This window comes from Nocardia puris (genome assembly GCF_036051655.1).
In the GTDB taxonomy this organism is placed as follows: domain Bacteria; phylum Actinomycetota; class Actinomycetes; order Mycobacteriales; family Mycobacteriaceae; genus Nocardia; species Nocardia puris.
In genome coordinates this window covers 5,323,669-5,343,371 of record NZ_CP107943.1, presented here as the reverse complement: position 1 = coordinate 5,343,371, position 19,703 = coordinate 5,323,669, and the positions used below count along the sequence as shown (strand labels likewise).

21 protein-coding genes and 1 riboswitch are annotated in these 19,703 nt (G+C 70.6%); of the genes, 7 read left to right on the top strand and 14 right to left on the bottom strand.

The window, feature by feature from the left end; genetic code table 11:
* Positions 1–9: 9 nt before the first annotated feature.
* Positions 10–768 (top strand): NUDIX hydrolase, encoded by a 759-nt coding sequence (locus OHB21_RS24530; RefSeq protein WP_067513983.1) that lies wholly within the window; start codon positions 10–12, stop codon positions 766–768.
* A 27-nt stretch (positions 769–795) separates the two neighbouring features.
* On the opposite strand, the gene OHB21_RS24525 is transcribed toward OHB21_RS24530, so the two are convergent.
* From OHB21_RS24525 to bioB, 6 genes are all read right to left on the bottom strand, one after another.
* Entirely contained in the window at positions 796–978 is a 183-nt protein-coding gene (locus OHB21_RS24525; protein WP_195126797.1) for a hypothetical protein, read from the bottom strand.
* Between the two features lie 117 nt (positions 979–1,095).
* Positions 1,096–2,865, bottom strand: a complete 1,770-nt coding sequence (locus OHB21_RS24520) for a thiamine pyrophosphate-binding protein (RefSeq protein WP_067513982.1) — start codon at positions 2,863–2,865, stop codon at positions 1,096–1,098.
* 191 nt (positions 2,866–3,056) lie between these two features.
* Positions 3,057–3,590: a DUF1353 domain-containing protein gene (locus tag OHB21_RS24515; RefSeq protein ID WP_067513981.1), complete on the bottom strand. Its 534-nt coding sequence runs from the start codon at positions 3,588–3,590 to the stop codon at positions 3,057–3,059.
* 373 nt (positions 3,591–3,963) lie between these two features.
* Positions 3,964–4,602 carry a DUF2567 domain-containing protein gene (locus OHB21_RS24510; RefSeq protein ID WP_067513980.1) on the bottom strand — a complete coding sequence of 213 codons (639 nt, stop codon included), beginning with the start codon at positions 4,600–4,602 and terminating at the stop codon, positions 3,964–3,966.
* Positions 4,602–4,829: a biotin synthase auxiliary protein BsaP gene (bsaP, locus tag OHB21_RS24505; RefSeq protein ID WP_067513979.1), complete on the bottom strand. Its 228-nt coding sequence runs from the start codon at positions 4,827–4,829 to the stop codon at positions 4,602–4,604. The genes OHB21_RS24510 and bsaP overlap by 1 nt, the downstream gene beginning before the upstream one ends.
* A 10-nt stretch (positions 4,830–4,839) precedes the next feature.
* Entirely contained in the window at positions 4,840–5,877 is a 1,038-nt protein-coding gene (gene bioB, locus OHB21_RS24500; protein WP_067513978.1) for a biotin synthase BioB, read from the bottom strand.
* Positions 5,878–5,982: 105 nt separating this feature from the next.
* Here bioB and OHB21_RS24495 point away from each other — a divergent pair, with 105 nt between their 5' ends.
* The gene (locus tag OHB21_RS24495; RefSeq protein WP_067513977.1) at positions 5,983–6,567 is read left to right on the top strand and encodes a TetR/AcrR family transcriptional regulator C-terminal domain-containing protein; all 585 of its coding nucleotides are present in this window, start codon (positions 5,983–5,985) and stop codon (positions 6,565–6,567) included.
* Between the two features lie 68 nt (positions 6,568–6,635).
* Positions 6,636–7,082 (top strand): hypothetical protein, encoded by a 447-nt coding sequence (locus OHB21_RS24490; protein ID WP_195126794.1) that lies wholly within the window; start codon positions 6,636–6,638, stop codon positions 7,080–7,082.
* Positions 7,083–7,124: 42 nt separating this feature from the next.
* Here the strand turns inward: OHB21_RS24490 and OHB21_RS24485 are convergent, their stop codons facing one another.
* A complete protein-coding gene (locus tag OHB21_RS24485) occupies positions 7,125–7,904 on the bottom strand; it encodes an AraC family transcriptional regulator (protein WP_195126793.1) in 780 nt (259 codons plus the stop codon).
* A 61-nt stretch (positions 7,905–7,965) separates the two neighbouring features.
* Here OHB21_RS24485 and OHB21_RS24480 point away from each other — a divergent pair, with 61 nt between their 5' ends.
* Positions 7,966–8,553 (top strand): TIGR03086 family metal-binding protein, encoded by a 588-nt coding sequence (locus tag OHB21_RS24480; RefSeq protein WP_084538171.1) that lies wholly within the window; start codon positions 7,966–7,968, stop codon positions 8,551–8,553.
* 280 nt (positions 8,554–8,833) lie between these two features.
* Here the strand turns inward: OHB21_RS24480 and OHB21_RS24475 are convergent, their stop codons facing one another.
* The 6 genes from OHB21_RS24475 to OHB21_RS24450 all read right to left on the bottom strand — a co-directional run bounded on the left by OHB21_RS24475 (position 8,834) and on the right by OHB21_RS24450 (position 15,476).
* Entirely contained in the window at positions 8,834–10,090 is a 1,257-nt protein-coding gene (locus tag OHB21_RS24475; protein WP_232331916.1) for an MFS transporter, read from the bottom strand.
* A gap of 133 nt (positions 10,091–10,223) precedes the next feature.
* Positions 10,224–11,573, bottom strand: a complete 1,350-nt coding sequence (locus tag OHB21_RS24470; RefSeq protein ID WP_195126792.1) for an LLM class flavin-dependent oxidoreductase — start codon at positions 11,571–11,573, stop codon at positions 10,224–10,226.
* The gene (locus OHB21_RS24465) at positions 11,570–12,313 is read right to left on the bottom strand and encodes an ABC transporter ATP-binding protein (RefSeq protein WP_195126791.1); all 744 of its coding nucleotides are present in this window, start codon (positions 12,311–12,313) and stop codon (positions 11,570–11,572) included. Before OHB21_RS24465 ends, OHB21_RS24470 begins: the two co-directional genes overlap by 4 nt.
* On the bottom strand, positions 12,289–13,158 hold the full coding sequence (locus OHB21_RS24460; protein ID WP_195126790.1) for an ABC transporter permease: 870 nt from the start codon (positions 13,156–13,158) through the stop codon (positions 12,289–12,291). Before OHB21_RS24460 ends, OHB21_RS24465 begins: the two co-directional genes overlap by 25 nt.
* Before the next feature lie 2 nt (positions 13,159–13,160).
* Entirely contained in the window at positions 13,161–14,246 is a 1,086-nt protein-coding gene (locus OHB21_RS24455) for an ABC transporter substrate-binding protein (RefSeq protein ID WP_195126789.1), read from the bottom strand.
* 66 nt (positions 14,247–14,312) lie between these two features.
* Entirely contained in the window at positions 14,313–15,476 is a 1,164-nt protein-coding gene (locus OHB21_RS24450; protein WP_067513972.1) for an alpha/beta fold hydrolase, read from the bottom strand.
* A gap of 94 nt (positions 15,477–15,570) precedes the next feature.
* Positions 15,571–15,656, top strand: a riboswitch (adenosylcobalamin (AdoCbl) riboswitch).
* A 42-nt stretch (positions 15,657–15,698) separates the two neighbouring features.
* Here OHB21_RS24450 and OHB21_RS24445 point away from each other — a divergent pair.
* From OHB21_RS24445 to OHB21_RS24435, 3 genes are all read left to right on the top strand, one after another.
* The gene (locus OHB21_RS24445) at positions 15,699–16,730 is read left to right on the top strand and encodes a FecCD family ABC transporter permease (protein ID WP_195126788.1); all 1,032 of its coding nucleotides are present in this window, start codon (positions 15,699–15,701) and stop codon (positions 16,728–16,730) included.
* A gap of 450 nt (positions 16,731–17,180) precedes the next feature.
* Entirely contained in the window at positions 17,181–18,059 is an 879-nt protein-coding gene (locus tag OHB21_RS24440) for an ABC transporter ATP-binding protein (protein WP_195126787.1), read from the top strand.
* Positions 18,056–19,078 carry an ABC transporter substrate-binding protein gene (locus OHB21_RS24435; RefSeq protein WP_195126786.1) on the top strand — a complete coding sequence of 341 codons (1,023 nt, stop codon included), beginning with the start codon at positions 18,056–18,058 and terminating at the stop codon, positions 19,076–19,078. Before OHB21_RS24440 ends, OHB21_RS24435 begins: the two co-directional genes overlap by 4 nt.
* A 22-nt stretch (positions 19,079–19,100) precedes the next feature.
* Here OHB21_RS24435 and OHB21_RS24430 read toward each other — a convergent pair whose 3' ends face one another.
* Entirely contained in the window at positions 19,101–19,682 is a 582-nt protein-coding gene (locus tag OHB21_RS24430) for a dihydrofolate reductase family protein (RefSeq protein WP_067513969.1), read from the bottom strand.
* Positions 19,683–19,703: the final 21 nt, after the last annotated feature.

Below are 19,703 nucleotides of genomic sequence, written 5' to 3'. Positions count from 1 at the left end.
ATCGAAAACGTGCCCCATAGTAGCACCATCCACGAATCGCTCACCGCGGTGTTCCAGGTTCGCCGGTTCCTCGCAGGAGAAACCGCAGGTCACGGCGGTGCGACTGTCCCGCGCCCCCGTGCGGACGGCAAACGCGACGGCCGGCGGCCGGAACTGGCGGTGCTGCTGTGGCAACGCGCGCTGGACCCCCAGATCGGCACCTGGTCGCTGCCGGGCGGGCGCCTGCGCGCCGACGAGGACCTGGACACCTCGGCGCGGCGTCAGCTCGCCGAGAAGGTCGACGTGCGCGAACTGGCCCACCTCGAGCAGCTGTCGGTGTTCAGCGCGCCCGACCGGGTGCCCGACCCGCGCCGCATCGCCTCGGCCTACCTGGGCCTGGTGCCGTTGACGGCGGAGCCGGAACTACCGCCGGACACCACCTGGCATCCGGTCTCGGCACTGCCCGCCATGTCGTTCGATCACGGGACGGTCGTCGAGCACGCCCGCACCCGGCTGGCGGCGAAGCTCTCCTACACGAATATCGCGTTCGCACTCGCCCCCGAGACGTTCACCATGTCTACGTTGCGCGAAATCTATTGTGCGGCACTCGGTTACGAGGTAGATACGACGAATCTGCAACGCGTCCTCACCCGCCGCAAGGTGATCACCCCCACCGGCGACACCGCCGCGCCCGGCCGCACCGGCGGGCGCCCGGCGGCCGTCTACCGATTCACCGACTCCGGGCTGCGGGTCACCGACGAGTTCGCCGCGCTCCGCCCCAGAGTCTGAATCCCCCTGTAGCTCACTGCTTCCCGGTCAGCCGTCGTGCGACCGGTTCCGGTGCTTGACCGTGCGGCGGTACCGCCGCTTGTCCGGAATCGGTTGCGCCGCATTGGATCGCCGGATCTCGTGGCGGCGGCGCCATGCCGCGAGGTCGGGGCGCTCCACGTCTTCCGCGCGCTCACGGTCGTTCGTGTCGTGCTCTGCGCGCCCGCGCATGCCGATCACCTCCTCCCGCACTCGGCGCGACAACCGTAGCGGCTGTCCTGCCGGCGAGCCACCGAATTTCCGCCGCGCGGACCCGGACCCCGCGCGCTCGCGTAACCGAGCCGTGCCTCACTCGTCGTCGGCCGTGGGCAGGGCGGCGTTCTCCATGCCCTCGACCCGCCACACTCCAGCCCAGAACTCCGGACTGCCGGGTGTGACCAGTTCGATCAAGTGCGGGCGTCGCGCGGCCATGGCCCGCTCGATCTCGGCCGACAGTTTCTCCGACGCCGAGGCGACGGTATCGGTCTGCGACGTTTCGTCCGGCCACTCGAGGACCGCCGTCGACAGCCCGAAACCAGCGGCGATATCCGCGTAGCTCATCTTGGCGACGTTGTCCAGCGGCAGGATGTGCTTTCCGACGCCGTCGAATTCCGCCTGCTTACCCAGGCACACGCTGGCGCCGTTGTTGCACACCAGTACGACCAGCGGTGCGCCGTGCTCGCCTGCGGCGGCCAGCGCTTGAACACCGTTGGTGAAACCGTGGTCGCCCAAGGTCGCGATGACGTGGAGATCCGGGGCGCTCAGGGCGAGTCCGACCGCGGTCGGCAGGCCCCCGCCTACGAAGGCGCCGTGGCTGCCGTAGACCCGGACCGTGGTGGGCAGGTGCCGGTAATTGCGCGCCACCAGTCCGCCGAACATCAAACTGTCGTCCACGACAACCGGCCGAACGACCGCGCCCAGCCCGTTGCCGACGGCGCGCACCAGTTCCACGGCGCTCGGGGAACAACCCGGCTCGGGCGGGGCCGGTATCGGGACACGGCCACCGGCCGGCTCGGTCATCCCGGCGGGGCCGTGTTCTCCCGCACCGCCGAGGGCCGTCAGTTGATCGGTGATCCCCCGCATCGTCCGACACACATCGCCGGGCACCAGCACGTCGGCGGCGGTGAGATAGCCGTTCTTCGCGGTCGCCGCGACATTGCTCGTGAGGGCCAGCTTGCGACAGTCCGGCAGCGGACCGACCACACGGGGGTACATGTTGCGATCTTCGACGGTGATCAAGAGATCAGCCGTGCCGAGCAGGCGGCGGTGGTCCGCGTCGGTGGGATCGTACGGTCCGGCGAACGTCGGCACGACCTCCGCACGCACCTGCTGGAAAAGCATGGGGCCGCGCTGGTAGGCCGTCTGCAGGACGGGCGCGCCCAGCGCGGCGGCGAAGGCGGCCAGGTCCCGCTCGGCGGTCGGCTCTCGCAGCAGGTAGTCCTCGACGAGAATCACCGGGTTCCGCGCCCCGGCCACCAGCGCCGTCGCCTCGGCCAGGTCGGTTCGCGGGTGGGCGGAACGGTCCGGGCCCGATTCGGGCAGCAGATCGGCGGGAACGAATCGGCGCACCAGCAGATCCTGCGGAAGACCGAGGAGAACCGGACCTCGGGGCGACTCCGCGGGCGTGCCCAACGCGTCGATGACCAATTCGAGAAACGCCCGCGGGTCGAAACCGCTCACCGTCGAGCAGTCGAAGGCGGCCTTGGCGAAAGCACCCGCGGCGTCGATGAGCCCGGGCTCGGCGTGAGGCGGCAGGAACCGGGCCGACGACCGCGAGGGCATGCCGACCAGGTACAGCACCGGCACCTCACTGCGCCGAACGTCCGCTGTCGCGCCCAACGCGTTGGTCAGTCCGCGGGCGCCGTGCAGGATGGCCGCGCAGCGCGCATCGCCGGAGAAGTTTCCCCCCGCCGCCATGAACGCGGCTTCCTTGTCACCGCGGGAATTGACCAACCGCAGATCGTCGTGCTCGGCGATCGCCGCGCTCAAGGCGAGCTCCGAGGTACCCGGGTAGGCGAACACCGTCGAGTAGCCGTGCCGCGCCAAGGCGTGCGCGATCGACTCGGCCCCGGTCAGCAAGTGAGCCGCGGATTCTGATGGAGTGTCCTGCGTCGTACGAGTCATGCTGGCGTGCCCGGCCTTTCGTTGCGTCACAACGATGATGCACCACCGCACCGAGGACTGCCGGTCAACTCCGCAGGACCTCTGCGACGCGCCCGCGCAGCCGTCGCATCGAACCGATCACGAGCACCGGGTCCGGCCGAGCACGCTCAGTCCGTCTTCATCTGCGGCGGCGGCGCGGCCTCGGTCGTACGGCCCAGCACCTTCCCGACCGCCCAGAACACCAGCTCCACCGCCCAGAACAACCACAGGAACAGCGTCACCACGATCACCGGCACCGCCAGGAACACCACTGACGGCACGGCGATGAGCAAGAACAGCGCGAACTCGCGCGCGGTGGTGCCGGCAAGCCTGTTCGCGACGCGCACTCCGGCCCACATCATCCAGCGGCGCGCGAACGAGACGCCGAGTTCGCGCAGGCAGCGGCGGAACAGGCCGTCGGCGTCGACCGTGCTCACCACCTTCGACTGCAACAGGTAGTCGTGCAGGATGGCGGCGCGGGTGTAGGCGCCGATACGCGGGATCAACCACACCAGCGCCCTTGGCACCGACGCGAAGTCGGTGCGGAACCCGGCGGGCACGGTGAACTCGTCCACCGCGCCGCGATACACCAACGGCTCGGTCAGCCGCCAGAACTGCGCGTCGAGTTCCTCGACGATCGGACCGCCGCCGACGAACGCCATGGCCCTCCTCTCTCCGGAAAATCCCCTGTACGCGAGGGAGTCTATGGCCGGCGCGCGCGGTCGGGCGCCAGGCGCCGGTCGGTCGCGTACCGGAGCACGTAACCGCCGAGCGCGGCGGCTCCGCAGAGGGCGAGCACGAACACCGGCGCCGTCCCGGTGGTGAGCGCCACCTCCGCCGCGCCGACCAGCAGGGCGAGACAACCGATGGTCCCCGCCCACTGCGCGACCCGTTCGTTCCCGCGTGAACCTCGCTCGCGAACCCGCTTCCCGATAGCGGCCCGGCCGCGGCGGTGTTCATCAGCGCGGCAGGCACGCCTCGAAAAGCGAATGCGCACCCACCATTCCAGGTCGGGTGCGCCTTCGCGTCGCGTGTTCAGTGAGCGTGGTGTGACCTGGGATCGGTTCCGCCGCCGTAGGTTCCGTAGGGTATTGCGAACGGGTCGACCGGGCCCGCCGGTCCGGGCGTGTACGTCTCGACGGGACGGCTCTGCCCGAACGGCCCGCTATAGCCGGTCCCCAGGTCCTCCGTGGGACTGAGCACCGCGAGGAACAGCAGCACCAGCGAGGCCACCAGCGGTTGCGCGAGGAGTCCGAGCGCGGTGTCCAATTCGGCGGGGAGCGTGACGATCTGGCCGACCGCCGGGTTGTCGGGGCGCGGATAGCGCACCTCGGAGACCAGCTCCCCCGCCCACGCCATGCCGTACGCGCCGATCAGCGAACCCGACACCACCCCGAGCAGCAGCAGCGGCCCGCGCACCGCGCGCCACCGCCACGCCGCCACCGCGGTGAGCAGCCCGGTCACCGCACCCGCGCAGACGAACAGCGCGAGCGCATCGAACCGGTGCATGCTCTCCCCCGTGAGCGAGGAGCCGCGTTCGGGTTCCACGACGAGCAACTGCTCGGACGGCGCCAGCCACCCCCACAGCACGCCGACCAGCAGACTGGCCACCACCACGCCCGCGAGCACGAGCAGCGCCGACGACGCCTCCCGGCGCACTCCGACGGCCGCCACTAGCGGTGTTCCAGACTCTTGGAGTCGGTCACGCCGTGCCGGGAGCACTTGGCCCACCAGCCGTCGGGGCTCACCTGCACGATCATGCGGCGTCCGCACTGTTCGCAGAACCGGGGCGGCTCCAGGCCCAGCGCGGCCGCGGCGGGCATGGCGTCGTCGAGTCCCGGCACGATCCGCTTGCCGGTGAACGGGTTGTAGCGCTCGTCCATGTCCACGAGATTACTCATGGCCGCGCCGTCACAGTGTTTCGTTGAGCGCCTTGATCGGCATCTTCAGCTCGCCCAGCAGATCCAGGTCGGCCTCCGCGGGCCTGCCCAGCGTGGTGAGGTAGTTGCCGACGATGACGGCGTTGATGCCGCCCAGGATGCCCTGCTTGGCGCCCAGGTCGCCGAGGGTGATCTCGCGACCGCCCGCGAAGCGCAGCATGGTGCGCGGCAGCGCGAGGCGGAACGCCGCGACGGCCTTGAGCGCCTCGGCGGCCGGCAGCACCTCGAGATCGCCGAACGGCGTGCCGGGGCGCGGGTTGAGGAAGTTCAGCGGCACCTCGTCGGGCTCGAGCGAGGCCAGCTGCGCGGCGAATTCGGCGCGCTGCTCCAGGGTTTCGCCCATGCCGAGGATGCCGCCGCAGCACACCTCCATGCCCGCCTCGCGCACCATGCGCAGGGTGTCCCAGCGCTCCTCCCAGGTGTGGGTGGTGACCACGTTGGGGAAGTGCGACTTGGCGGTCTCGAGATTGTGGTTGTAGCGGTGCACGCCCATGGCGGCCAGCTGGTCCACCTGCTCCTGGGTGAGCATGCCCAGCGAGCAGGCCACCTGGATGTCGACCTCGTTGCGGATCGCTTCGACGCCCGCGGCGACCTGGGCCATCAGGCGCGCGTCGGGGCCGCGCACGGCGGCGACGATGCAGAACTCGGTGGCGCCGGACTTGGCGGTCTGCTTGGCGGCCTCGACCAGGCTCGGGATGTCGAGCCAGGCGGCGCGCACCGGCGACTGGAACAGGCCCGACTGCGAGCAGAAGTGGCAGTCCTCGGGGCAGCCGCCGGTCTTGAGCGAGATGATGCCCTCGACCTCGACCTCGGGGCCGCACCACTTCATGCGCACGTCGTGCGCGAGGGCGAGCAGCTCCTCGAGCCGGTCGTCGCTCAGGCGCAGCACGTCCAGGGTCTGTTCCTGGGTGAGGCCGACGCCGCGCTCGAGCACCTGCTCGCGGGCGACGGCCAAGATGTCGGTGTCGGTCCCGACGGGCTCGCCGGTCTTCACGGGTGCCTGGGTCACAGCACGAATCCCTTCGTCCGGCCGAGGTGGCCGTGCAACTTGAACGGTGTTCAGGCTAGGGTAGCGGCAACAGTGAGTCAAAACACGACGGGGAGGACCCACACCGTGCAACTGCACCGGTCGGACGTGGTCGACGGGGCCATCGCCATCCTGGACCAGTACGGTCTGGCCGATCTGACCATGCGGCGGCTGGCCGGCTCGCTGCAGGTGCAGCCGGGCGCGCTGTACTGGCATTTCCCGAACAAGCAGGCGCTGCTCGGCGCGGTGGCCGACCGCATCCTGGCGCCGATGGAGGATCCGGTCGCCGCCGAGGACTGGGCCGGGCGGATCGGCGAACTCGCGCACCGCCTGCGCGACTGCCTGCTCGCCTACCGCGACGGCGCCGAACTGGTCTCGGCCACCTACGCCTCACGCCTGACCACCAGCAAGGGGCGCGAGCGGCTGGTGGCGGCGATCCTGCGCGCCGGCATGCCCCGCGCCGAAGCCGAACTCGCCGCCTACACGCTGCTGTACTACGTGCTCGGCTACACCCTCGACGAACAGTCGCGCCTGCAGATGGATTCGGCCGGCGCCCTGCCCGATTCGGGTTCGCCGCTGGACGAGGCCCCCGACCCCACCGCGCGCTTCGACTTCGGGCTCCAGTTGTTCGCCAGCGGCGTGCGGCACCGGCTGGGCGCCGAGGTGCGCTGACCGCGAGAGCCGGGACACGCGAGAACTGTGGTCATGGCGCCGCCGCGACCGGATGGTGCGATGACACCATGACCCAACGCCGGAAGATGCTCGCCGCCGCGACCGCGCTCACCGCCGTCGCGCTGCCGCTGCTCGCGATGCCCACCGCGTCGGCGGCCCAGTCCGTGTCCGTGCTCGAGGGCCGGGGCCGGTACCTGGTCACCATCGTGAAGGACTCGCCCGCCGAACCGACCCGGCACACCATCTGGCTGAACGGGAATCAGCAGGAGGAGTGCGAATTCGGCCGCGGCGACCTGGCCGGCGCGCCGAAGTACCACCGGATCTGCCCGGCGCCCGCGGGTGAGCACCGGCTAGAGGTGCGCGAGCCCGACGGCCGCACCGTCTACGACGGCCGGATCACCGTGCCACCGGCGAATGGACTGCTCGACATCATCGACACAGTGGTCACCTGCCTCGGACTCCCGCTGCCGACCGACCCCACCTACCAGGACTCGATCTGCAAGAAGGTCGGCTGAGCGGACGGGATCGCGGCCGGTTCGGCGCGGTCCGTCCCGCGCTCAGTACCGCTGCGCGTAGTGGGTCGGCGGTTCGCCGAAGATCTTGCGGAAGTCGCGGCTGAGATGGGCCTGGTCGGCGTACCCGAGCGCGGCGGCCAGTGCGGCCCAGTCGAGGTCGGCGTCCTCGGCCAGGCGTTCGGTGATCTCGTGCAAGCGATAGCGGCGCACCACCCACTTCGGGCCGATGCCGACGTAGTCCGCGAACAGCCGCTGCACTCCGCGCACGCTCAGGCCGAAGCGGCGGGCGATCTCGTCGATTCTCGTCACGCCGGTGTCGTCGGCGATGGCGGTGACCACGCGGTAGGCCAGGTCGGCTTGTGGATCGGTGTCGGGTACTGATGTCTCCGCGCGCGTGTCGGGTCGCATCCCCTTCAGGTGTTCCAGGAGGAACCGCTCGACCGCGTCGACCTCGGGCTCCGGCAGATCGGGGCCGAACACCGTCGCGGCGTCGACCACCCGGTCGCGCAGGCCCGAGACCGGAGCGCCGAGGAACGGGCGGAACATGCCGGGGCGGAACGCGACGCCGAACACCGAGCCCGCGCCCGCCAGCTCGCGGAAGGCGTGAGAGGACGAGGGGCCGTGCAGTTCGGCGCGTCCGTCGCGGAAGGACAGGTGGACGTTCGGCAGCGGCACCACCAGCTGCCGGTAGGGGCGCTCGTACTCCCAGGTGACGGCCCAGTACCGCTCGACGTGGCGCGCCAGCGCCTCCGATGGCGCGGTGACCGTGTGGCGCTGGAATTCGCGCCACGCACCGCCGAGTTCCCGCACGTCGCGCCGCACGCGGCGAGTGTATGTCGCGTTTGTTCAAGACAGCGCCCGATCAGGGTGGTTACCTCGATGTATGTCCGAAACCGAACTCGTGGAGCGGGCCGCGGCCCCGATGTCGAAACTGATTCGATCGGTGTCGCCGCAGCAGCTCACCGCGCCGACACCGTGCGCCGAATTCGACGTGCGCGCCCTGCTCAACCACCTGCTGTTCTGGGGTCCGTCCCTGGCGGGGGCGGCCCGCAAGCAGACCGTCGCCCCACCCGCCCCGACCGAATCCGAGGTCGATCTCGTCGCGGGCGACTGGTCCGCCGCCCTCGACACCTACCTCGACGACCTCGCCGCCGCGTGGCGCGACCCGTCCGCCTGGCAGGGCACGACCCACGTGGCCGGCCCCACGGAGCTGCCCGCCCCGCTCATCGGCGGCATGGTCGTCACCGAACTGACCGTCCACAGCTGGGATCTGAGCCGCGCCCTGAACCTCACACCGATCTGGGACGACGACCTGCTCCGCTTCGCGCACGACCACCTCGAGGCCACCGCCCCGATGGGCCGCGACATGGGCGCCTTCGGCCCGGAAGTCCCCGTATCCCCCACCGCTCCCCTGCTCGACCGCCTCCTCGGCCTCAGCGGCCGCGACCCGCACTGGACGCGGCCCGACTGATCCACGGATTCCCCGCTGGACGGGGCGGCGACCACCGGTCGTCGCCCGGCCTCGGATAGCCGGGCAGACGGGCGGCCGTGAACGCGTCGTACACGACGAAATCCACCGCATCCCAGCGGCCGCTCTCCGCACTCTCGGCATCGCCGATCAGACTCGATTCGAAGGCCGCGAGCCGGCCTCTCGCGGCGAAGCTGTCCCGACACAGCGAGGGGTCGAGAAGGCGGAAACCATCGCGTCGAGCCCGACGCGCTCACGAACCCATCCGGCACCGGCGGCCGATTCACGCGGGCTTCGCCGAGCCGTCCGCCGAAACCGTCTCGGCCCGTGGGTGATCCGGGAACCAGCGATACATCGCGCCCGCGCCCGCCGCACCCGCCACCGCGAGGGCCGCGGCGGCCGCCCCGAGGACGGTGACACCGCTGATCACGCCCACCGCGATGGGGCCGGCGAACATGCCGATGTCGTGGGTGAGGCGCCAGGCCCCGAGGAATTCGGCGCGGCGGCCGGGTGGGGCGATATCGGCGCCGACGGTCATGATGACGCCGTTGCTGAGGCCGTTGGCGAAGCCGAGCAGCACCGCCACGCCCGCCAGCCCGGCGACGGAGCCGGCGAACGGCAGTGCGGCGTAACCGATCCCGAACAGGACCATGGACGGCACGCCGATCGCGCGGCGCCCGAAGCGGTCCAGCCAGATCCCGGACGGATACGACATGAGCACGTCCACCGCCCCCGCCACGCCGAACAGCAGGCTGGTGGTGGCGGCGTCGGCGCCCACGTGCACGGCCCACAGCGGCAGCAGCGACTGCCGGGACGCGCGCGCCGCCCCCATGAGCAGCGCCCCCAGTCCGAGAGTGCCCAGCAGCCTGCGGTTTTCGACCACGACCGAACGAATCGTGTGGTGGCTCGCGGTCATCGGCGCACTCTCGGGTTCGGGCATGGCCAACACCAGCAGACCACCCACGACCACGGCGGCGAAGTGCATCCACAGTCCACCGACGGGCCCGAGCCAGTGCACCACGCCCGCGCCGAGGAACGGTCCGCTGAAGAACCCGAACCGCATCCACCCCGCCAGCGCCGAGAACGCCCGCCCGCGATCGGCGCTCGGCACCACCGACACCACATACGTCTGCCGCGCCAGGCCCCACACCGCACCTGCGGCGCCGTTGATCAACAGCCCCACGGCGAACACCGCGATATTCGGCGCGAGGATGGCGATGAGCATCCCCACGGCGCACACCAGCGAGCCGAGCGCGATGGCCTTGCGCTCCCCCGTGCGCGCCACCAACCGCCCGGCGGGCAGGTCGCCGAGGATGAGGCCGAAACCCATCATCGCGACGACCACACCCGCCATACCGACCGATGCGCCGAGTTCCAGCGCCCGCAGCGGCAACATGGGAGCCGAAGCGCCGGAACCGATTCCGAACACCGCCGACGGCACGAACACCGCCAGCGCCATGGACCGCAACTTGGTGCGCGGCGGCGGTTTCCCGGGTTCCGGTGTCGCGCCGCGTAGGTCGGATTCGCCGGTGAGGCTCACCGCGCGGTCTCCGCGCGAGGGGCCCCGCCGACCGGAGCCGGTCGACCGCACACCGTCAATGACGTTCGGCCACCGTGTGATTCACTACGAGAGCCGCGGTCCTGCGAACTGATCTCGGGACAACGCCCCACCCTCATCCCGCGAGCACGGGACGGCGGGCGAACTGACTCTCCGGACGCGGCAACCCGAAGTGATCGCGAAGGGTGGTGCCGGTGTACTCGGTGCGGAACAGCCCGCGCTCGCGCAGGATCGGCACCACCGTCTCCGCGAACACCTCCAGCCCGCCCGGGTAGTAGGGCGGCATCACGTTGAAACCGTCTGCGGCGCCGTGGCGGAACCACCCCTCGATCGTATCGGCCACTTGCTCGGGCGTGCCCGCGAACACCCGATGCCCGCGCGCGCCCGCCAGCCGGTGCAGCAACCCGCGCACCGTCGGCCGCTCGCGCTCCACGATGCCCGCGACGACCTGCAACCGGCTGCGGTTGTTGTCGGTGACGTCGCCCGCGTCGGCGAACACGTCGGCGGGCACCGTCTCGTCCAGCGGCAGGTGCCGCAAGCTCTTGCCGACGATGCTCTCCAGTTGCGCCAGACCGTATTCCGGCACGGTGAGCTCGTTGAACTCCCGCTCCAGCTTCTTCGCCGCCGCCTCGGTGTCGCCGATGAACGGCGAGATGCCCGGCAGGATCTTCACATGCTCGGGGTTACGCCCGAATCCGCGCGCCTGCTCCTTGATGTCGGCGTAGAAGCGCTGCGCGTCCTCGAGCCGCTGGTGCGCGGTGAAGATCGCCTCCGCGTACCGGCCCGCGAAGGCGCGTCCCTCGTTCGACGCGCCGGCCTGCACGAGCACCGGGTGCCCCTGCGGGGTGCGCGCGGCGCTGAACGGCCCACGCACCTTGAGATATTCGCCCTCGAAGTCGATGCGGTGAATCTTGTCCGGATCGGCGTACACGCCCGCCTCGCGATCCAGCAGGATCGCGTCGTCCTCCCAGCTGTCCCACAGCGCGATCACGGCATCGACGAATTCGCGTGCCCGCGCGTACCTTTCGACGTGGTCGGGGTGGTGCTCGAGCCCGAAGTTGGCCGCCGCCACCTCCGTCGCGGTGGTGACGATGTTCCAACCGGCCCGCCCGCCGGAGATGTGATCCAGCGAGGAGAACAGCCGCGCCAGGTTGTAGGGCTCGTAGTAGGTGGTGGACGCGGTCGCGATCAGCCCGAGATGCGTGGTGGCCGAGGCGATCGCGGTGAGCAGCGTGATCGGCTCCAGTCCGGGCGCGGCGTTGTGCCGCACGTTGGTGCGCAGCGCGGGACCGTCGGCGAAGAACACCGCGTCGAGCGTGGCGGCCTCGGCGGTGCGGCCGATCTCCTGGTAGTAGGAGACGTCGTAGATGCGGTCGGGCCTGCTGTCCGGGTGCCGCCAGGCCGCCTCGTGATGGCCCGACGGGTAGATGAACGCATTCAGGCTCAGCTGACGCGGCTCGGTCATGACGCCTTCTTCTCTTCCTCGTAAGTCTCCACGCCCAGCCCCGCCAGCAGCTCTTCGCGGTAGGCGGTGAACCCCGGATCACTGTGGCGGCGTGGACGATCCAGCTCGATGCGGCGGTCCAGCGCGATGCGCCCCTCGTCGAGCACCAGCACGCGGTCGGCGAGCAGCACCGCCTCGTCCACATCGTGGGTCACCAGCAGCACGGCGGGCTTGTGCTTGGCGCACAGGTCCTGCAACAGCACGTGCATGCGGATCCTGGTCAGCGCGTCCAACGCGCCGAACGGCTCGTCGGCCAGCAGCAATTCGGGTTCGCGCACCAGCGAGCGCGCCAGCGCCACACGCTGCTGCTCACCACCGGAAAGCTCACGCGGCCAAGCTTTTTCCCGGCCCTCGAGCCCGACCTCGGCCAGCGCCGCCCGGCCGCGCTCGGCCGCGCCGGAGCCGGTGAGGCCCAGCGTCACGTTGTCGAGCACGCGCACCCAGGGCAGCAGCCGCGAATCCTGGAACACTACGGCGCGCTCCTCGGGCACGGTGAGTTCACCGGAACCCGGGACGTCGTCGTCCAATTCGGCCAGCGCGCGCAGCAGTGTGCTCTTGCCCGAGCCGCTGCGGCCCAGCAGCGCGACGAATTCGCCGCGCGCGATGTCCAGATCGATGCCGCGCAACACCACGCGGTCGCCGAACCCGCGTCTCAGCGCGCGGGTACGGACCACATTCAGTCCGCCAGTGTCTGCCGCCACGACAGCGCCTTCCTCTCCAACGCCCGCACCGCGACATCGCCGAACAGGCCGAGCAATCCGTAGATCACCAAACCGACGACGATCACGTCGATCTGGCCGTAGGTGCGCGCCTGCGTCATCAGGTACCCGATGCCGCTGGTGGCGTTCACCTGCTCCACCACCACCAGGGCCAGCCACGAAATCGTCACGGCCAGGCGCAATCCGATGAAGAACCCGGGCAGCGAACCCGGCAGCGCGATGCGCCGGATGAACTGCCACCGCGAAAGCTTCACGGTCTCGGCCAGTTCCACGTACCGGGCGTCCACGCTGCGCAGATAGGCGTGGGTGTTGATGTAGACGGGCACCAGCACACTGGTGGTGATGACGACGAGCTTCATCTCCTCGCCGATGCCGAACCACACGATGAACAGCGGGATCAGCGCCAGCGTCGGCACCGCGCGCTTGATCTGCACCGGCCCGTCCAGCAGCGCCTCGCCCCACCGGCTCAGCCCCGCCAGCAGCGCGAGCACCACACCGATGCCGACGCCCAGCACCAGGCCGATCCCGGCGCGCTGCACCGAGGTGAGCAGGTTGGACTGCAACCGGCCGTCGGCGATGAGATCGCCGGCCGTCTGCGCCACCGTCCACGGCGCGGGCAACGTCTCCGGATCCAGCGACCCGGTCGCCGAACCGAGCACCCACGCCAGGATCAGCAGCGCCGGGCCGAGCGCGAATCCGAACGGGATCGCCTTGCCCGGACCGAGCCTGCGGCGCGAAACCTTGCCCCGCGCCTGCAATTCCGCGGGGTTGCTGCTCGCCGCGCCGCCGACGCGGCGGCCGAGCACCCCGGCCTCGATGGTCGCCATCGCTATTCCTTGGGGTCGGTGGCGGCGCCGGATTCGGCGACCGCTTGCTCGATGAACGGGGCGAAGCGCAGGTCGAAACCGTCGGAAGCGCTGACCTTCCTGGGCAGTTCGCCCGCGGCGTCGATCGCGTCGATGGTGGACTGCTGCTGGGCGATCAGATCCTCGTTCAAGTTCGGAAAGGTGTAGGCGCCCAGGGACTCGATGATGCGGGTCGCGTCCTCGGGGCCGACCTTCTGGTTGTCCACGTAGTACTGCTGCGCCCACTCCTGCGGGTGGGTGTTGACCCACTGGTAGGCCCGCACATACGCGCCGACCAGCACGGCCAGCGCCGCCGACTTGGCGGGATCGTTGGTCGCCTCGCGGCGCGCGTAGAGATAGGCCAGGCCCGGGTAGATGCCCTCGGTCTCGGAATCGGGGATGAGCGAGGCGCCCGGGGTGCGCAGGAACCGGGTGACGTTCGGCTCGATCAGCGGGGCCACGTCCACCTGGGCGGTGCGGATCGCGTCGGGGAACTCGGCCAGCTGCAACCGGACCAGTTCCACGTCACCGGTTTCCAGGCCCGCCTTGTCCAGCGCCCGCAGCACCGCCGCCTGCTGGGCGGTGCCCTCGGCGTAGGCGATCTTCTTGCCCTTCAGCTCCGCCAGCGTCGTGATCGACTGTCCCGGCGCCACCGCGAGTTTCAGCGCGTTGGTGGCGGTGCGATAGGCGGCGATGATCGGCACGTCCTGGCCCGCGGCCAGCGCGTGGATCGGCGGCACATCACCGACGGGCGCCACATCCGCCGCGCCGGCGCGGAACGCCTCGAGAATCGCGGGGCCGCCGACGAAGTTGGCGAATTCCACCTCGAACGGCAGCTTGTCCAGTTCACCGGAGGCGCGCAGCGCCTGCTGCAACCGCTCGGACTGGTCGGCGATCACGAGTTTGGTGCCCGCGGGCACGGTGGAGGTGAGCGGGGCGTCGGAGGCGGCGACCGGAGCGTCGTCCTTCGCGCAGCCGGTCAGTCCGAGGGTCGCGGCCGTCGCCACGGCGAGCAGAGCGGCGGTGGTGCGGCCACGGAGGCCGGGAAGGAACGTACTCGGTCGAAACATGACGCGAATTGAAGCAGGGCCCGGGAGCCGCTGAAACCGTTAGCGTTAGCGTGATTCGAAAGACACTCACCGAGGTGACGCGGTGTAGTGGACGTCGCGGGCCCGGTCCAGATAGCGCTGCACGAACGGCAGCACCTGCGCCTCGATCACCTCGTTGTAGCCCTGCGGAGCCTGGCGCGGATTCGCGTGGCCCGTGCCGCGCGGATAGGCCACCAGCAGACTGCCGTCGGGCCCGCCGACCTGTTCGAGCAACACCCGGTGCGAGTAGTCCACGTCGACCACGCCGTCGTGCGAGCCGACCCGCGGCCGCAGGAAAACGATTGCGGGGCGCGGCTTTCCGTCGACAGGCTCGGACAGGGCGCGCAGATTGTCCACCGCGCCGCCGCCGACGATGGCCAGGAACTGCGAATGGATCAGCCCGTTGCTCGCGGCGTTGTGCGAGAGGATCTTCTCCGTCAGCACCTCGTCGAACACCTCGCCCAGCTCACCGGCCGCGATCCCGGGCACCGGACCGGTCCGGTCGATGAAACGATCACGGCGAGCGTAGGTTTCGACGGCGAAGCGCATCGTGCGGCTCTCCCGCGCGCCCGGCAGCCAGCCCATCCAGCGCAGCATGTCCTCGCCCCGGCCGCGGCTCTCCGGGCGCACCGCGTTCAGATCCATGGGCGTGCAGTCGAGCAGCACCGCCACCAGCCGCCGGTCGCTGCCGCGGTGGATGTGCTCGGCGACCTCGAGCGCGATCACCCCGCCCATGCTGTGCCCGGCCAGCACGATATTGCGCACCCCCGACATCTGGGCGGCGCGCACGATGAGGTCCGCGATCACGCGGCTGTCGATGCCTTCGTTGTCGTAGCGGATCGCCCACACCACGCCGATCCGGTTGAGCGAGGGCAGCGCGGCGGCGGTGTCGGCGGCGTTCAAGTTGCCCAGGCCCACCATGTCGACCACCGCGGTGTCCCAGCCCGAATCCTCGGCGGGCGGCGCGACGGGCAGCAGCGCCGGCTCGGTCAGCGCGAGCCGCGCCCGTTCGGGCATCACGTCGTACACCCAGTACTGGGCGGCGACCGTGAGGGCCAGGATCAGCAGCGCGGCGACCCGCGACAGCGTCAGCCGGGTGCGACGCCACCCCTCCCACCGGAACCCGAACCGGGTCTCGCGGAGCCGGGCCTTGCGCCGCTCGTCATCCCAGTCGCTGACGGTGGACGGATGCCGTTCGTCCCTCGGCGACATCTCTTCACGGTAACGACGGACGCGCACCCTCGCCACGTCGCCGACCGGCCGTCGGGGCGGCGCGGGCCGAACGGTAGAGTTTGCTGATCAATCCCCGGCGGGTGCGGGAATCCGGTGAGAATCCGGAACGGTCGCGCCACTGTGATCGCCTCGCGGCGAAAGTCAGACCTCCCCCGCCGGACTTCTCTGGAAGGGCCGCGACTTGCCTGTGGAGCACCGCCGATGATCCGCGTGCGGACCTCGATCGCCGTCCCCGTGCTCGGGACACTGCTGGTCGTGGCGATGGTGGCGGCCACCGGTTTCGGCGCGGAGACACTGCCGGTGTCGTCGGTGGTGGAGGTCCTGCGCCACCGGCTCACGGGCGTGGCGCCGGTGGATCTGAGCCTGGACACCATCGTGTGGCAGCTGCGGGTGCCCAGAACGTTGCTGGCCGCGATCGTGGGCGCCGGACTCGCGCTGGCCGGGGCCGCCATGCAGACGCTGGTGCGCAATCCGCTCGCCGATCCGTTCCTGCTCGGCGTGTCGTCCGGGGCCGGGGTCGGCGCGGCGGCCGTCATCACCTCCGGGCTGTTCGCCGGCGCGGGTGTGTGGGCGCTCACCGGCGGCGCGCTGGCGGGTGCGTCGATGGCGGCCGGGCTCGTGTTCTTCATCGCGATCGCGCAGGGCGGTCTCACGCCGCTGCGGCTGGTGCTCACCGGGACCGTGCTCGGCTCGGCGTTCGCGGCGCTGAGCAGCTACCTCGTGTTCCGCAGCGCCGATCCCGCCGCCGCGCAGTCGGTGCTGTTCTGGTTGCTCGGCAGTCTCGCCGGTGCGGACTGGGCGACCCTCGGCCTGCCGTTGACGGTGGTACTGCTGTGCGGGGCTGCGCTGGTCGCGGCGGCGGGCTGGCTGGACGCACTCACGTTGGGAGCGGACACGGCCACCTCCGTGGGCGTGCCGGTGAAACAGTTGCGGATCGCGTTGTTCGTACTGCTTGCGGTGCTGGTGGGGGTGCTGGTCGCGGTGTCGGGCGGGATCGGGTTCGTCGGCCTGGTCGTCCCGCACGCCGCCCGCCTGCTCGTCGGCCCGCGCCACCGCACGCTCCTGCCCGTCTGCGCCCTGTGCGGCGCCCTGTTCCTGGTCGTCGCCGACGTCGCCACCCGAGTCCTGGTCCCGCCCACCGAGATCCCCGTCGGCGTCCTCACCGGCCTCATCGGCGCCCCGACATTCCTGCTCCTCCTCGGCCGCCGCCGCTACCGGTTCGGTGACGCATGAGGGGCGTTCACCGAGCTCCGGGATTCGGCGTTGCACTACCCGTCGATCAGCGTGTAGCCCAGCGACCTCGGCTGAACCATGCGTGCCGGGGTGTCGGCGGCAGGCTCAGCCCACCATGGCCCGACTTCGCTCGCGGCCATCGTTCCGTTGTATGGCTCAGCGGTACTTCGGGTCTGGCTCCGATCTCCGGCAACGGCACCGGGCACAGCCCGGGTTCGCGCCGTCGGCCCGAGGGTCCTCACGCCAGCCATCAGACTCCGGGATTCGGCGAAATCGCCACCGAGGCAACGGGTCCTGAATGCCGCTCCGCCGAGCATCAGGCGGGTGCGGTAGGTCCGACCCGTGCCCGACGTACCAATCGGTCGGGCGATGGGCATACCCGCGCGGCGGCAACCGGGGCGCCATCTCGAATCCGGCACGAGATGCCGAGCGGACCACGGGCGGCCGGCGATGAGTGAGGTTCAGCGCCACGAACCGGTCGAAGTCCTGGGCGCCGGGGTAACGCGGGCGCACGGCGACACGTCCGGGTTCGGGCGGCGGGAGCAGGGTGGGGCCGCGATCGTGGCCGAGGGTTTGACGTGTGCGGTGGGGCGCCGAGAAGTGGTGCGGGGCGCGGAGTTCCAGATCGGCCCCGGAGAGGTCGTGGGGATCGTCGGGCCGAACGGCAGCGGGAAGACCACGTTGGTGCACGTCCTGGCCGGAGTGCGCAGACCGAAGGCCGGGCGTGTGACCGTGGATGGTGTTGCCGTGCACGATGTTTCGGCTCGGGCGCGGGCCAGGACCGTGGCGTTGGTGGCGCAGGGCGAGCGGCCGCCCGCCGATCTGCTCGCCGGTGAGGTGGTCGCACTCGGGCGCACACCCTACCTGCCGCCGTGGGGTGTCGGCGGGCCGCGCGAACAGCACGTCATCGACGCGGCGCTGGCGGCGGTCGACCTGGCGGGATTCGCGGGCAGGCCGGTGCACAAACTCTCCGGCGGCGAGCGTCAGCGCGTGCTGCTGGCGCGGGCGCTCATCCAGGACACGCCGGTGCTGATGCTGGACGAACCCACCAACCACCTCGACATCACGCACCGCCTGGAACTGCTGTCGCTGGCCCGCACCCTGAACCGCACCGTGGTGACGGCGCTGCACGAACTCGCGCTCGCCGACCGGTACTGCGATCGAATCCTGGTGCTGCACAACGGCTCCGCACTCCCGCTCACACCACCGGAGGTCGCGTTGCGGCCCGAGATCGTCGGCGAGGTGTTCGGAGTGCGCGCGACCCGCGTGCGCCATCCCGACACCGGCGAAGACCATCTGTTGATCACCCCACGAGAGGCGACCTCATGAAGATCCGCAATCGAGCGCTGGCCGCGACCGCGCTGGCCGTCACCCTCGCCGGGTGCGGCACCTCCCAGCCGCCCGCGGCCGGCGACCTCACCGTGCGCAACTGCGATGCGGAGGTGTCGTTCCCCGCGCCCGCGCAGCGGATGTTCGTCAACGACGGCAACCTGATCTCGATGGTGCTCGCGCTCGGGGCGCAGGACCAGGTGACGGCGGTGTCCAGCATCCAGCGCGACGCGGATACGTTGCGCAGGCACTACGGCGACGTGGTGGACGGCCTGAATTCCGTTGCGCCCGAATATCCCTCGCGGGAGACCGTGCTGGCGCAGCGCCCCGACGTGATGGTCGCGGGCTGGAGCTACGGCTACGACGAGGCCAAGAACCTCACCCCGGATTCCCTGCGCAAGGACGGCGTCGCCGCGTACGTCCTCACCGAGAGCTGCCGGTCGGGCGAGCACGCGCGCGGCATCGTGGAACCGTGGACGGCGCTGCGTACCGACCTCACCAACCTCGGCGCCATCACGGGCCGCGAGGACCGCGCGACCGAACTCACCACCGACCTCGACGCCCGCCTCGCCGCCCTCACCGCGGCCCCGCGCCCCGAACGCGCCCCGGAGGTCTTCCTGTTCGACAGCGCCAGCGACACCGTGTATTCGAGCGGTAAATTCGGTGCGCCGCAGGCGATCCTGGAGGCGGCCGGTGCGCGCAACGTGCTCGGCGACGTCGAGGACACCTGGACCCGCGTGTCCTGGGAGCGCCTGGCCGCCTCGAACCCGGACGCCATCATGTTCGTGGACTACCCGCCGCAGACCTTCGAGGAGAAGGTGAACCTGCTGCGCGCCAAGCCCGGCATCAACCAGCTCCCCGCCGTGGTCGAGGGCCGCTTCCTCAACCTGCCCTACGCGCTGTGGACCAGCGGCCCGTTGAACATCGACGCCGCCGAGCAGATCCGCAAACAGCTCGAAGCGTGGAACCTGGTGCCGCCGTCCGACATCACGCCCCGTTTCGACGACGCGCTCCGCTGAGAGTGGTCGGCGTCGAGGTCGATCAACGGCGCACCCGATAGCGCAGGTGAAGCACCCGGTTGCCCTGAATCACCACGTCGGGATCCTCCAGCAAGTGCTGCGCGTCGACCGACCCGAAGTAGCGCTTGCCGGACCCGAACACGACGGGAACGACGTCCATTCGCACTTCGTCGACCAGACCCGCGGCGAGCGCCTGGCCCCCGACGTCACCGGCCGCGACCTCAACCAGGCGCTCGCCCGCCAGTTCCTGCGCTGTGGCCACGGCCGCCTCGATGCCCTCGACGAAGTGAAACGGCGCCTCGGGGTCCCAGCCCTCGGGCGGCGGCCGATGCGTCACGACGACCACGTGGTCGATCCCGCCCGGGGGCTTCCCGTCCCAGCCGTCCGTCATGTCGAAGACGTGGCGGCCTGCGATGGTCGCTCCGATCCGGTCCCAGTACTGCCGGGTGTAGTCGTAGGACGTCTGCGAGACTTTCACCGTGCCGCTCTCGTCCAACGGCACGTCACCGCTGGCCAGCCAGTCGAACAGCGGTCCGGGCTGGTCGTTCTCGTCGGCGATGAAGCCGTCCACCGACACCGAGCTGTACATGACCACCTTGCCCACGGGGCTCTCCTCTGCTTCGGG